We start from the raw sequence: 13,374 nt of genomic DNA, 5'->3' as shown, positions 1-13,374 counted from the left end.
TCTTGAATAACAGACTCAATTAATTCGTTATTATTGAAGTTTTGCTGCATCTCTGAAGAGCAACTCTAAGCTCGCACATCAGGCTGACGATTTATTTAATCTTGTACAGCCGTTACTCAGTTAAAGTTACTTGTTAATTTTAAATCGAGTTTTGTTTAGATATTAAAAAGGCCCACTGATTGGTGGGCCTTTTTGTTTTGAAAGTGTGTTAATAGCGTTACACTTTAAACTCTTCTACAGAGAGTCTTAGCTCTTCTGCAAGCTTAGCAACTTCACTTGCTGACGCTGATGTCTGGTTTGCACCCTCAGCAGTTTGTTCGGCTATTGCAACAATTGACTCTAAGCTTTCACTGATCTCTTGTGATACTTGATGTTGCTCGCCTGCTGCTGTTGCAATTTGTTCACTCGCATCGTGCGCTTGTGATACCGCTTGCGTAATTTGCTCAAGCGCAGAAGCGGCTTGTTCAGACTGTTCAACACATGAATCGGCTTGCTGCTGGCCTTTCGCCATTACAGATACCGCCTCTTCTGCACCACTTTGCAGTGATTCAATCATAGCCTGAATTTCTTGTGTAGATTCTTGGGTTTTGCTTGCAAGTGAGCGTACTTCGTCAGCTACCACTGCGAAACCACGGCCCTGTTCACCAGCACGCGCAGCTTCGATAGCAGCGTTAAGTGCAAGTAAGTTTGTTTGTTCTGCAATACCTCTAATTACATCTAAAATGCCGCCAATTGACGCGCTGTCTTGATGCAGTTTATTAATAACCTGAGACGCACCAGCCACTTCACGAGCAAGTTGTTCAATAGTTAGCTTGTTATTACTTGAAATTGTTTTAACGCGCTCAGCTTCGTTGTCAGCTTGTTTAATTTCATGTAACGCGTCTTCAGCACTTTGTGTCACTGATTGTGAGGTGCTGCTCATTTCAGTTGTTGCTGTTGCTGCTTGTTCAACTTGTGCTCGTTGACTTTCAATTGCTTGGCTCGATTCAACCGTCACAGCCGATGTTTCCTCAGAAGCCGCTGCAAGCTGTGTAGAACGTGAAATAATACCTTGAATTAAGTTGCGTAAATTGTCGGTCACGCGGTTTAAGCTTTTCGCTAATTCACCAAATTCATCTTTATTGCTATCGTCAAGGCGCATTGTCATATCGCCTTGCGCCACGTTATCAAGCACTTTGTTGATTTCAGATAACGGCTTCGTGATACGTTGAACTGTTAAAAACGCAATAACAATTGCAATTACAGTGGCAATGATCATACCTAACCATGTCCAAAGCTCTGCTTTAGACACGCTGCTTTCCACTTCTTTTCTAAGCTCTACTACAAGCGTATCCGAAAGAGAAGTTAGTTTATCCAACTGAGAGCTCGCCGTATTTGTATCTTGCTCTGCAAGCGATAAATTTGTAGTTGCTTCTTCAAGCTGTCTAATATGATTTTGCTTTACGTTAGCGAGTGATTTACTGCCTTGGCCGTTTTCTTTCACAACCGCAAAATAGCTTTGGAAGTCTTGGTGTAAGTCTTCATCTGTTTGTTTAAAGGTTTCTGAAAGTAGCTCGATATTGCGTTCAATATCAGCAAGGCTGTAGTTGACTTCGTTTGATAACGTTTCTACTGTAGCTGCATTTTTAATATTTTTAAGATCTGTGCTGTTGCTAACAATGCTAAGAAGTGCATTTTCAATATTCGAAACTGCTTGGTAAAGGCGTTGTGAGTTATCTTCAAGCTCTGCACTATCACTTAAGTCTAATACGACAGTGCTGGCATCTTCCGCGGCAATTTCCAGTGTTTCTAACTGTGTTGTTAAACTGCTTTCAATTTGCAGTGCACTGGTTTTGTTGTTGATAAGATTTTGCACTCGGCCAACAAAACTGTTGTAAGTTTTATCGACAGCTGAGGCGGCATTTGCCAGTTGTGCATCGCTGCTAACAACCTGTTTTAGTCGTTCATTTGATTTATCAAAATCTTCAGCTGCAGCGCGGTATTGGTTTACTAGACCCTGAAGCTGCTTACTGTTATCGCTGTAATAAACTTGTAGCGCAAGCGCCTGCATTTTATTGAACGAAACCTGAAGCTCATTTGTCGCTCTGAGCGCAGGAATAGAGAGGGTATTAACATGGTTAGATGAATTGCTAATGCTATTGATTCTAACAAGTGAGTTGATACCAATGGTGATCAAAAGTAGGGTGATTAGGATAAAGCCACCCCAAATACGTTGGCTGACAGTCAACTTCATATTCATTCCTGTTTACTAATTGCCGGCAAAATGAGTAAGCCTCTGAGGGCTTTTGTAATTTATCGACATACATGGATACAACTTTAGTTCAATCTAACAAACTCGTAACTTTATTTCAGTATTTATAGCTGAATAGTTAATTGTAGTATTTAAAATACAACTTAAGTATTGTTTTTATGTTCTTTGTAGTTATTGCAATAATGTTTTTTCTTTGATTTTAGCTCAAGTAAAGTCATGTGCTCGCCCCAAACACAACCGGTATCAAGGGCAAATAGATTTGGATAAGGTGTTTGTCCTTTTAATGCAGCCCAATGACCAAAGCAAATATTAATATCTGAATGATTATTTTCATTCACATCAAACCATGGAAATAACTCGGGTGAATTTTGGCTCGCAGGTCCTTTATTTGCAAAGTCCATTTGTCCATGTTGATTAACAAAGCGCATACGCGAAAATGCATTTACGGTGTAGGTAAAGCGCGATAGTTTATCATTAGCTTGTGAAATGCAGTTAACGCTGTTGCCATACATATTTGCTAGGTAAAACTGTGCATTGTCACCTTGGTATTTTTTTTGTGCTTTAGCACAAAGTTCAAGTGCTTTTTGCAATGATAATTGGGGATTTAATCCAGCGTGGGAAATAAAGGTATTATACTTTTCAAGCCATACCGCGAGCGGTTGTTGTCTTAAAAACTCAATGTAAGTAGGTAGCTTTTTTGCGTTGAATAAGGCTTGTAAGTTATCTTTTGGGTTGGGAGTGTTTTGCGTGAAGTACGTCGCTAGTAAATGTAAGTCATGATTGCCTAACGTTATTGTTACACTGTCTTGCTGAGCAAAGAGATACTTTAAACACGCCAGTGAATCTGGACCGCGCGCAACAATATCGCCAACTAAGTAAAGGTGATCGCGGCTTGGGTTAAAATCTACCGTTTTTAATAACGAGGTAAATTCGTTAAAGCACCCTTGCAGATCACCAATTACATATTTAGCCATATTTGCTTAATTAATGTAATACAACATCACTAGCTAGGCGAAATACTTCAATCGGGGCTTGGTATTCAGCACCAAACTCGTTACGCATTTGGTAATAACCTTGCATTGTACCGATTGGGGTATCTAATACTGCACCTGATGTGTAGGTGTAGCTCTCACCAGGTCCAATTGTTGGTGTCTCACCAACCACACCTTCACCTTCAACTTCGGTTTCTTTACCGTTAGCATCGGTAATCAACCAGTAGCGGCTAAGCAATTTAGATGAACATAAACTATGGTTTTTAATTGTTACTGTATAGGCAAAAACGTATTTATCTTTTTCTGGCTCAGACTGACCATCAACATAAAACGTTTCTACCGATACTTTAATTGGAGAATTACTGCTTGTTGTCATAAATCCAGTTTGCAATCTTTACAAAAGTGTCTAGAGAAAGGTTTTCGGCGCGCAGCTTTAAATCTAACCCTAAGTTTTCAATTTCTTCAGGCGTCAATAAATTCGATAAACTATTACGAATTGTTTTACGTCTTTGGTTAAACGCTTCTAAGCATACCGTGTTAAGGATTTTAGTGCTCTTTGCCTTTAATTGATCTGGCGATTTCGGGATCAGGCGAATAACCGCTGAATCCACTTTAGGTGCAGGTTTAAAGCACTCTGGTGGCACATCAATAACAGGCATTGCATGACAATAATACTGTGTCATCACACTTAATCGGCCAAAGGCTTTGCTGTCAGGGCTCGCAACCATGCGTTTAACCACTTCTTTTTGCAGCATAAAGTGCATGTGTTCAATATTTTGATAAAATTCAAATAAATGAAACAGAAGCGGCGTTGAAACGTTATAAGGTAAATTACCAAATACCTTAAGTTTGCGCTCATCATTAATTAATGATGCAAAGTCAAACTGCATGGCATCACCTTGATGCACAGTCAGCTTGTCGGCAAGAAATGGGTGATGAATCAAGCGATGAGCAAGATCTTTATCGAGCTCAACTACCGTTAAATGGTCTGTTAGCTCTGCCACTGGCTCTGTAATTGCGCCAAGGCCTGGACCAATCTCAACGAGGTTATCGCCTGGTTTTGGATCGATTGCAGTTACGATCTTATCGATAATGCTTGTATCGTGTAGAAAGTTTTGACCAAAACGTTTTCGGGCGCGGTGCCCTAAGTGTACTTTATCATTCATCTATTGTGCGCTTTTACTTGCCATTTCAATTGCTTTAGAAATTGCTAATTCGAAACTACCCACGTCGGCCTCGCCAGTTGCGGCTAAATCGAGAGCGGTACCATGATCCACAGATGTGCGGATAAACGGTAAACCTAGGGTGATATTAACTGAATTACCAAATCCTTTGTATTTTAACACAGGTAATCCCTGATCGTGATACATTGCAAGCACGGCATCGGCATCTTTTAGGTATTTGTCTTGAAATAACGTATCCGCTGGCAGTGGGCCAACAAGGTTAATGCCTTCATTTCTAAGCTGATCTAGCGTTGGTGAAATGACTTCGATTTCTTCTCGGCCTAAGTGACCATTTTCGCCTGCGTGCGGGTTTAAACCACAGACATAAATTTTTGCTGATTCAATGCCAAATTTAGTGGTTAAATCATGATGCAAAATACGCGTCACTTTGCTTAAACGGTCTTCAGTAATTGCTTTAGATACATACGCTAAAGGAATATGCGTTGTTACTAAAGCAACGCGTAAGCCCTCGGTAGCGAGCATCATTACAACATCAGGCGTATTCGATTGCTGAGCAAAAAACTCAGTATGACCACTAAATGAAATACCCGCTTGGTTAATAATGCCTTTATGCACAGGGCCTGTGACCACAGCAGCAAATTCACCGTGCATATTGCCATCAGAGGCATATTTCAGCGTATCAAGTACGTATTGTCCGTTGGCGTCATTGAGTTCGCCAGCAATCACGTCTTCTGCTAAGGGAATATGCTTAACTGTTAGGTTACCTGCATTATGCGGTTGAGCCGCATTATTTGGCTGATATTCAATTAGTTGAATATCAATGCCAAGCAATTTTGCACGTTGCTTTAACAGATTTTTATCAGCAATTACGACAAGTTCTGCAGGCCAATCTTGTTGCGCCAGCTGTAAAATAAGGTCTGGCCCAATACCTGCCGGTTCGCCCGGTGTAACTGCAATACGTAATGTCATAACTATTCTTCTACAACTTCAATATAAGCTTGTTCGCGTAATTCACGCTGGAACGTAAAGCTTTCTTCTTTAAAGCGACGATTAAAAATCATTTGGTGCGCGCGGTTTTGCTTAACAAGCTCAGTTTTGTCTGATACGCGACGGTCTAATAATTCCATAATATGCCAGCCGTATTGGGTTCTGAATGGCTCACTGAGTTGGCCCTTTTCTAAACCTAATGCGGTTTCTTTAAATTCGCCTACCCAAGAGTTCGGGTCTGTCCAATCATATTCACCACCGTTTAATGCTGAACCTGGATCTTCAGAATGCTCTTTAGCTAATTCGCCAAAGTCAGCATTACCTGCTTTTAAATCTTCAACAAAACTCGCGAGCATAGAGCGCGCTTTTTCTTCCGATACAATAATTGATGGCTTAACAAGAATATGACGTACTTTTAGCTCAACCGCTTCAACAACTTCAACACCACGTACATCTTGTAGTTTTACGATGTGGAAACCTGCGCCTGAACGAAGTGGGCCGACAATATCGCCTTTCTTATGGCCTTTTACCGCCTCAGCGAATAGTGTTGGCATTTCGTTAATGTTCATCCAACCTAATTGACCACCTTCAAGTGCTTTACCACCACCTGATGACGCAATTGCTATTTGCTTAAATTCGCGACCTTCGTTTAGTAATCGAATAACGGCTTCAGCACGCTCTTTTTGTGTTTTGATATCGTCCGCAGTGGCATTTTCAGGGATCTCAATTAGGATATGACCGATATCGTATTCTTCGTTTGTCTGCCCTTGCTGCTCTAAAATGCGCAGTAAGTTTTGTACTTCTTGTAAGCTTACGTAAACGCGGCGTTCAACACTTGCACGCATAGTGCGGCTAGCAACCATTTCGTTACGAATTTCTTCACGATAAGTTTGGAAGTTATCTCCGCTTGCTTCCAGCGAGCGGCGCATATCATCAAGGGTTGCACCTTGCTCACGGGCCATTTGCGAGAGGGTTTGGTCTAACTGTGCATCAGAAATACGTAAACCAATACGTTCACCCATTTGCAGTAGCAGAGCTTGGTCAATAAGTTTGTCGATTGCTTGACGTCTTAGGGCCGTTTCTGAAGGCAGCTCCTGACCAGAATCTTTTGCACGGTTTTTAACACGGTTTACCAGTGCGTCTACTTCACTTTGTAAAATAACACCGTCGTTAACTTTTACGGCAACGCTATCAAGTTCAGTAAGGCTGTATGCGCTTTGGCAGAAAGCAAGTAGGGCAACGCCCGCTGTCATTAATCGTTTTAACTTCATTGATTTTTCTACTTACATATTAATTTGTTAGAAAGTAAGGTCTGCGATAACTAAAGATGCTTTGGTTGAGTAGTTTTTGCGCATCTAGACCCATTATAAATTTAATTTGAATACTCGAGTCAAATTTAGCTGATTCATTAGCAAACTGACCAACTGGTTTATTTAAGTCAGTTTCTATTTGTCTGCTACCAGATAATTGAATCGCCCAACAACATGATTGGTATTGTACACCAGTTAAAAACTCCACGCTGCGATCTGATTCTAGGTCGCGCTGGTAGCTCGAAACAAGTTGCCATTGCTCGCCAATTGGGTAGCTGGCAAAAATACCAACTTGCTCAATTGTATTTCCTGAGACATTGTTTGCGTACCTATGGTTCAATTGAATTAACTCATTATTATCCCCTTTATAATCGAGGGTGAGGTGTGAGTTAACAAGGTCGCTGCCGTCAGTATCGTATTGCATACCTGCAGACAGGTACCAATTCTTGTGCCAATGTAACATAGCTTCACTGGCAAATAACGAGTTATAACTCGCATTGTCGTCAATCTCAGACGGTTTAGCGTCATCTGAAACGTAAAAAATTTGACCAATGCTGAAGTTAAATACTTCGTTATTTTGTTGATTAAATATACGTGTTGTTGCGCCTAAGGTAAATTGGTTTGCCGTAGCAATACGGTCTACGCCCGAGAAGCGTTGCTCGCGAAACAATCCGTGGAAATCATCTTGTAGCTTTACTGTATCGTATAAGCCGATATTTGACTGATCTTTTTCTGGAATAAACAAATACTGAGCTTTTGGTTCAAGTGTTTGTAGGCCGTTATCCACTAACCAATGAGTATCACGTTCAAAATTAATTTGTCCGTAGAGGCGTAGTTTTGGCAAGGTACGGTTTACATTTTCCTCTAACTGAGTGCCAAGTAAATCACCTTGTTGATGGTAATTCGTTTGCAGCAAACTAACCTCAGATAAAAAACTCCATGCGTAGTCGCTAATGCCGTAGCTTAACTTAGGCTCTAAGTGAACACGGGTGGCTTTTTCGACCAGAGCTTCTTCGTTTTGAAAATGGGCAAATTCACCGTTTAAAGTAAAGTCGACACCATAAAAATCAAACGCATTAACTTGGCTAAAGCTAATTTGTGGCAGTGCGCGATAAGACTCTAAATGATCACCAAGCACCTCAAAGCCTTGTAACTTCATATCGGTATGCCAGTAATCACCTAAATGAGTTAATTGAATAAGGTGATTAAGCTGAGTATCGGTACGATTAGCATAGCTCGACCCCATATCGTTAATATAGTTATCATCACTGATATTCGTGATGTCAATTTGGCCGCGCCAGTTATCGTCAATTTTGCTGTATTGGCTTAGGTGTAGTAAATAACGACTGCCCAACTCTGGTTCAGAATCATCGCTATTAAGGTACTCAATTGCAGCCATACCTTGGTGCTCTTCAGTTAAATAGCGAAATTCAGTTTGCAGTTGAAAACCCTGATTTGACATGTAACGCGGGGTAATCGTCGCATCCATGTCTGGCGCAATATTCCAATAAAACGGGGTTTCAATCTCTAAACCATAACGATTAGAGCTGGTAAATGTTGGTTGAATAAAACCAGATTTACGTTTATCCGATATTGGAAAGGTAAAATACGGTAGGTAAAACACCGGTGTGTCATACACTTTTAATACCGCACCGTAAGTTTCACCCCAGCCTTCTTCTTGTGATAGTTTAATTTTTTTTGCATCCAGCGCCCACACAGGGTTATCGCTTGGACAAGTTGTAAAGCTGGCATCTTGCAGGAGCAAAAGTGATTGATTTACTTCAAGCAGCTTGGCCTCGCCGCGACCTGCTTGTTGGGTAAATTGATATTTAGCGTCACCGAGCGATAACTCAGATGAGGTTAAGTTAGCAAAAAAGTGTTTTGACGAAATATAGCTGTTGGGATCCTGATAAACAATTGGGCCAATAGCATTGAGCATGCCATTTATTTTATCAAGTTCAGCGCTGGATGCGGTTAGACTCATCTGTGTCGAGTCCATCATCACGTTGCCGCTAAATAGCGCTTTATTTTTTCCTGCTAATTCTACCTGATCTGCGTTAATCGCAAGCTGACCAACAGCAAGCTGAGAGGTAGACTGCCAGCTTAAGTTAGGATCGGTTTCGCACAGAGAAAACATATCTGAAGCACTGGCCAGAGGTGACATAAAAATCAGTGTCGCAAATATGCCAAAAGGGCGTTTCATTAATCAGATAACCTTGTGAAAAAGACCTTACTTACGTTTTATACTATGCGCTGTTTTTGTCAGTAAGCGAATTTTGGAGCTTACACTTAATTTTATATGGTTAAACAGCGGCATTTTGTTGCACCAAAAACTTGCTGCCTTGAGCATAATTTAAAGCGTACACGTAACTAAGCCTATAATAATTTAATTTTAATGATTTCTCTCATTACTTGAACTGTTAATATACCATTGAAAAGAGAAAAATACTTGTGCAATTAAGCGCCATTTATAGTCTGTTAGCAAATGGCACAGGACAATGCACAATTTGTAATTAATTGTAGTTGGGGTTAAGCCTTGCATAACCAAATGTTTGATGCGTTTTTAACGCAAAACTTACCGAATTTAGAACAACAAAACGCATTCAAAGTTGAGCTCATTACAGGTGACGCGAGTTTTCGTAAGTACTTTCGTGTTTTTACTGATAACCACACTTATATCTTAATGGTTTCGCCACCAAATTTAGTCGATAACGAACCCTTTATCGAACTGAATCAGTTGTTTAGTCAGGGCTCTTTTAAAGTGCCACAAATTCTAGCAGTAGATAAAGAATTAGGTTTACTGCTTATTGAAGACTTAGGAAGCACTCACTTTGCTGATTGTTTAGGGCAAGGTTGTGAGCAGAAATTGTACCATCAAGCGATTGATATGCTGCCTAACATTGCAAAGTTAGCAAAAACCAACGCAATGAAGCCGTATGATGCAGCGTTTATCGATCTTGAACTAGAAATTTTTAATCACTGGTTAATTGAGCAGTTTTGTCAGATTACAATGGATACTGGCGCGCAAAAAACATGGCAACAAGTGAAGCAACAACTGATTAATGCGTTAGAAATGCAGCCTAAAGTGACAATGCACCGTGATTACCACAGTCGAAACTTAATGGTATGGCAACAACAGCTGGCAATTATCGATTATCAAGATGCAGTGCAAGGCCCGCTCACCTATGATTTAGTGTCACTTACCAAAGATTGCTATCACATTTTACCTAAGGCGTTTCGTCAAGAACTTGTACGCTACGGGTTTGCACAGTACGAAAAAGCGGGAATGACAGTCGGTTTATCGTTTGATGATTTTGAACTCTTATATACCTTAACCGGTATTCAGCGTCACTTAAAAGCAGCGGGTATTTTTTGTCGATTAAGTATTCGAGATAACAAACAAGGATACCTACCTCATGTGCTTGATACCATGCACTATGTTGTTGAAGCATGTGACGAATTAGCACATTCATTTCCTGTCCTAGGTTACTTTTCACAATGGCTTAAAGTGAGTGTTTTACCAAGCTTAAAGGCAAAATTATGAGAGCAATGATCTTAGCGGCGGGGCGCGGAAAACGCATGATGCCATTAACGGCAGATACCGCAAAACCCATGCTAAAAGTGAATGGCAAACCGCTCATTGAGTACCATATCGAGCGCTTAAAAGCTGCGGGTATTAGCGAAATTGTGATTAATTTGGCTTGGTGTGGGGAAAGTATTCGCAACACATTAGGCGATGGCAGCCAATTTGGCGTGAGTCTCATTTATAGTGACGAAGGCGGCGAAGGTTTAGAAACTGCCGGTGGTATTATTAATGCTCTCGATTTACTTAGCGAGACATTTATTGTCATAAACGGTGATATTTTTACTGATTATGATGCAACAAGTTTGACGCAAATTGCGCTATTGCCGCAACAAGCGCATTTAGTGTTAGTTGAAAATCCAGCACATAATCCGAACGGTGATTTTTCGTTAGTGCAAGGGTTTGCATCAAGTGATAGCGGTGCCGAAATAAAACATACATTTGCGGGCATTGCGCTTTACCATAAGTCATTTTTTGCGAATACCAAGGCTGAATTTTTACCACTCGCGCCAATGCTGCGAGAAAAAATGGCCGAAAAATTAGTGACCGCCGAACTGTACATTGGCAATTGGCAAGATGTTGGCACACCTGAGCGATTGGCCGAAATTAACCAACAGGAGTATTAAACTAAATGTGGGGTAAGTTACTAGGTGCAGGGTTTGGCTTTTTATTTGGTAAATGGTTTGGCGCAATTTTAGGTCTTTATTTAGGCCACTTATTTGACCGCGGTTTAAAGCAAGATTTTAATAAAGCCGGAGGCTTCCAAGGCTTTTTCGACAATAGTAGCGTCTCTGAAAAACAAGCGTTATTTTCTTATACCTGCTTTGCCGTAATGGGTCATATTGCTAAATCGAATGGCCGAGTTAACGAACAGCATATTAGTGCTGCGTCTCGTTTTATGGATGAAATGGGATTAACTGATGACGCGCGCCGCGATGCGCAAAACGCATTTCGCAGTGGCAAACAAGCTGACTTCCCGTTTAAGTCAGTACTTAAAGATTTTCGCGATCGCTTTTCAGGTCGTTATGACCTGATCCAATTGTTTCTTGAAATTCAAATTCAAATGGCATTTAGCGATGGCGAATTAAGCGATAAAGAACGTGATTTACTCAAACAGGTGAGTAAATACATTGGCATTAACACGACTCACTTTAAGTTTATTTTAAAGCGTTATATTGCAGAGTTTGAGTTTCATCGTTATCAACATACAAAGCAAAATCAGCAGCAATCTCATCGCTCGTCAACGAACAAAGCGCAAGATACGGCATTAACAAAAAGTGCAGCATTACAAGTGCTAGGGTTAGATAGTAATGCCGATGAAAAGGCGATTAAAAAGGCCTATCGTAAATTAATGGCTCAGCACCATCCAGACAAATTAGTGTCGCAGGGGTTACCACCTGAGATGATGCAGCTCGCCAAACAGAAAAGCCAAGATATTCAAGCAGCATATGAATATTTAAAAGCGAAGTAGCAGGTTAGGCTTAAAAGCTTAGCTACAGGGGGTTAGTTAAATACCTAACCAGGTTAAAAAACCATATATTTCTTTAGATAAACGCTGATGTTGCTGCTCACTGGATTGGTTGCCAAATAAAGCGCGTTGGCGATAGTTTAATTTATGGTTACGTCGTGCAAGTTTTTTGCGCTGTACCATTTGTTGGTTAAGCCAATGGTTTTGGCTTTGATAATAAATATCCAGTGTTGGCCACGGGGTCGTAGTGATGGTTTGGTTTAGTGACTTGTTTTTCTGCGCTTCGTTATAAAAGTTATTAAGCAAAATCAGTGCATCAATTTGTTCCGATGTTTGCTGATTTAGATAACTATTCAAAATTGCGCCGCTTTGTCCTTGCGTAATCACAATAACAAAACCCGGGTGAGTTAGCGCTTGCTGATACATGGCTTTAAAACGACTGGTTAAACTAAGTGCGTAGGCGTCGAGGTCGGGCTTTTTAAATTGCGATAAACTTGGCGCAACGCTTACGTTATCATTATCGGGCAATTCATCATTATTTATACGTGGGCTACTACCTGCGCTAATACTGTAAGTAACCCAACCATAATCATTTAGTGATTTACGTAAAAAGTCGATGCCACGGTCATTCGATTGGGTTAAGTGCCAATCAGCAATTAAGATCGCAACACCCTTTTCAAATTCTGCCGTGTGGTCTCGGTACAAGGCTGTTAACTCATTGTCGCCAGCCATTACTGTTACAACCTCTGAAGGTTCGAAGTAGTGCGACACGTCTTGATTGTTTTGCAGCTCTTTATTGATAGGTGCGAGCCATTCAACATCCTTAGCTTGCGTTAAGAACGCGCTAACAAGTAACAAACAAACTGTAAGGTAAAATTTAGGCTTCACACGCATGATTTGATTTTGACTTTTTAAGCTTATCGACACTCTAAGCTAATATTTTAGTTAAAAATCAGGATCACTATAAAAACTGAGTTGCTGTTTTGTAACAGGGTGAATGAAGCTTAAGTATTGCGCATGAAGTTGTAATCTTGTCGCCATAGCAAGTGCGTCGTCGTGCGCATAAAGACGATCGCCTAAAATCACATGACCTAACGATAACATATGTACACGCAACTGATGTGAACGACCAGTGATTGGCGTTAAGGCAACACGCGTTGCATGTTCTTCATAGCTTAACACCTCATAATGGGTAAGAGAGGGCTTTCCTCGTTCATGATCCACCATTTGTTTTGGTCGGTTTGGCCAATCGCAAATTAACGGAAGATCCACAGAACCTGTTTCTGGTTCGAGTTTGCCATAGACGCGAGCGATATAACGCTTTTTGGTTTCTCTGTCTTGAAATTGGCGGCTTATTTCACGGTGCGCCGCTTTATTGAGCGCAAGGCAAATAATGCCTGAGGTGGCCATATCAAGGCGATGCACTATGGTTGCCGATGGAAATACTAAATTAACGCGGTTAATCAGGCTGTCTTTGTGCTCAAGCGCTTTGCCCGGCACGGTCAATAAACCACTTGGTTTATTAAGAATGATTAGGTCATCATCACGATATAAAATGTTGATGTATGGCGAAGTAGGCGGGTTATAGTTTAACAGCAC

The 13,374-nt window shown here is 40.8% G+C and carries 12 protein-coding genes; 3 read left to right on the top strand and 9 right to left on the bottom strand.

Going from position 1 to position 13,374, the window contains the following annotated elements:
- Positions 1-217 precede the first annotated feature (217 nt).
- From ACHSBP_RS20630 to lptD, 7 genes are all read right to left on the bottom strand, one after another.
- Entirely contained in the window at positions 218-2,233 is a 2,016-nt protein-coding gene (locus tag ACHSBP_RS20630; protein ID WP_100912733.1) for a methyl-accepting chemotaxis protein, read from the bottom strand.
- Positions 2,234-2,394: 161 nt separating this feature from the next.
- A complete protein-coding gene (locus ACHSBP_RS20625; protein WP_395390325.1) occupies positions 2,395-3,225 on the bottom strand; it encodes a symmetrical bis(5'-nucleosyl)-tetraphosphatase in 831 nt (276 codons plus the stop codon).
- Positions 3,226-3,235: 10 nt separating this feature from the next.
- Positions 3,236-3,619 carry a Co2+/Mg2+ efflux protein ApaG gene (gene apaG, locus ACHSBP_RS20620; RefSeq protein ID WP_010560925.1) on the bottom strand — a complete coding sequence of 128 codons (384 nt, stop codon included), beginning with the start codon at positions 3,617-3,619 and terminating at the stop codon, positions 3,236-3,238.
- Positions 3,603-4,409 (bottom strand): 16S rRNA (adenine(1518)-N(6)/adenine(1519)-N(6))-dimethyltransferase RsmA, encoded by an 807-nt coding sequence (rsmA, locus tag ACHSBP_RS20615; protein WP_010560924.1) that lies wholly within the window; start codon positions 4,407-4,409, stop codon positions 3,603-3,605. The genes apaG and rsmA overlap by 17 nt, the downstream gene beginning before the upstream one ends.
- Entirely contained in the window at positions 4,410-5,396 is a 987-nt protein-coding gene (gene pdxA / locus ACHSBP_RS20610; RefSeq protein ID WP_395390324.1) for a 4-hydroxythreonine-4-phosphate dehydrogenase PdxA, read from the bottom strand. It lies immediately after the preceding gene.
- Positions 5,397-5,398: 2 nt separating this feature from the next.
- Complete coding sequence (surA, locus tag ACHSBP_RS20605) at positions 5,399-6,685, bottom strand: peptidylprolyl isomerase SurA (RefSeq protein ID WP_395390323.1); 1,287 nt, start codon at positions 6,683-6,685, stop codon at positions 5,399-5,401.
- A gap of 19 nt (positions 6,686-6,704) precedes the next feature.
- A complete protein-coding gene (gene lptD / locus ACHSBP_RS20600) occupies positions 6,705-8,927 on the bottom strand; it encodes an LPS assembly protein LptD (RefSeq protein WP_138628943.1) in 2,223 nt (740 codons plus the stop codon).
- Between the two features lie 333 nt (positions 8,928-9,260).
- On the opposite strand from lptD, the gene ACHSBP_RS20595 reads away from it, so the two are divergent.
- From ACHSBP_RS20595 to djlA, 3 genes are read left to right on the top strand one after another with little or no spacing between them, the layout of a single operon-like run.
- A complete protein-coding gene (locus tag ACHSBP_RS20595; protein ID WP_021032983.1) occupies positions 9,261-10,268 on the top strand; it encodes an aminoglycoside phosphotransferase family protein in 1,008 nt (335 codons plus the stop codon).
- Positions 10,265-10,933 carry an N-acetylmuramate alpha-1-phosphate uridylyltransferase MurU gene (gene murU, locus ACHSBP_RS20590; protein ID WP_010560919.1) on the top strand — a complete coding sequence of 223 codons (669 nt, stop codon included), beginning with the start codon at positions 10,265-10,267 and terminating at the stop codon, positions 10,931-10,933. Before ACHSBP_RS20595 ends, murU begins: the two co-directional genes overlap by 4 nt.
- Positions 10,934-10,938: 5 nt before the next feature.
- A complete protein-coding gene (gene djlA, locus ACHSBP_RS20585) occupies positions 10,939-11,778 on the top strand; it encodes a co-chaperone DjlA (protein ID WP_010560918.1) in 840 nt (279 codons plus the stop codon).
- A gap of 36 nt (positions 11,779-11,814) precedes the next feature.
- Here djlA and ACHSBP_RS20580 read toward each other — a convergent pair whose 3' ends face one another.
- Together ACHSBP_RS20580 and rluA are read right to left on the bottom strand one after the other, a co-directional pair.
- Complete coding sequence (locus ACHSBP_RS20580) at positions 11,815-12,663, bottom strand: DUF3530 family protein (RefSeq protein WP_158523431.1); 849 nt, start codon at positions 12,661-12,663, stop codon at positions 11,815-11,817.
- A gap of 57 nt (positions 12,664-12,720) precedes the next feature.
- Complete coding sequence (gene rluA, locus ACHSBP_RS20575) at positions 12,721-13,374, bottom strand: bifunctional tRNA pseudouridine(32) synthase/23S rRNA pseudouridine(746) synthase RluA (RefSeq protein WP_010560916.1); 654 nt, start codon at positions 13,372-13,374, stop codon at positions 12,721-12,723.

The sequence above is a fragment of the Pseudoalteromonas sp. XMcav1-K genome (assembly GCF_044005875.1).
In the GTDB taxonomy this organism is placed as follows: Bacteria; Pseudomonadota; Gammaproteobacteria; order Enterobacterales; family Alteromonadaceae; genus Pseudoalteromonas; species Pseudoalteromonas spongiae.
This window is presented reverse-complemented; position numbering and strand designations above follow the sequence as displayed.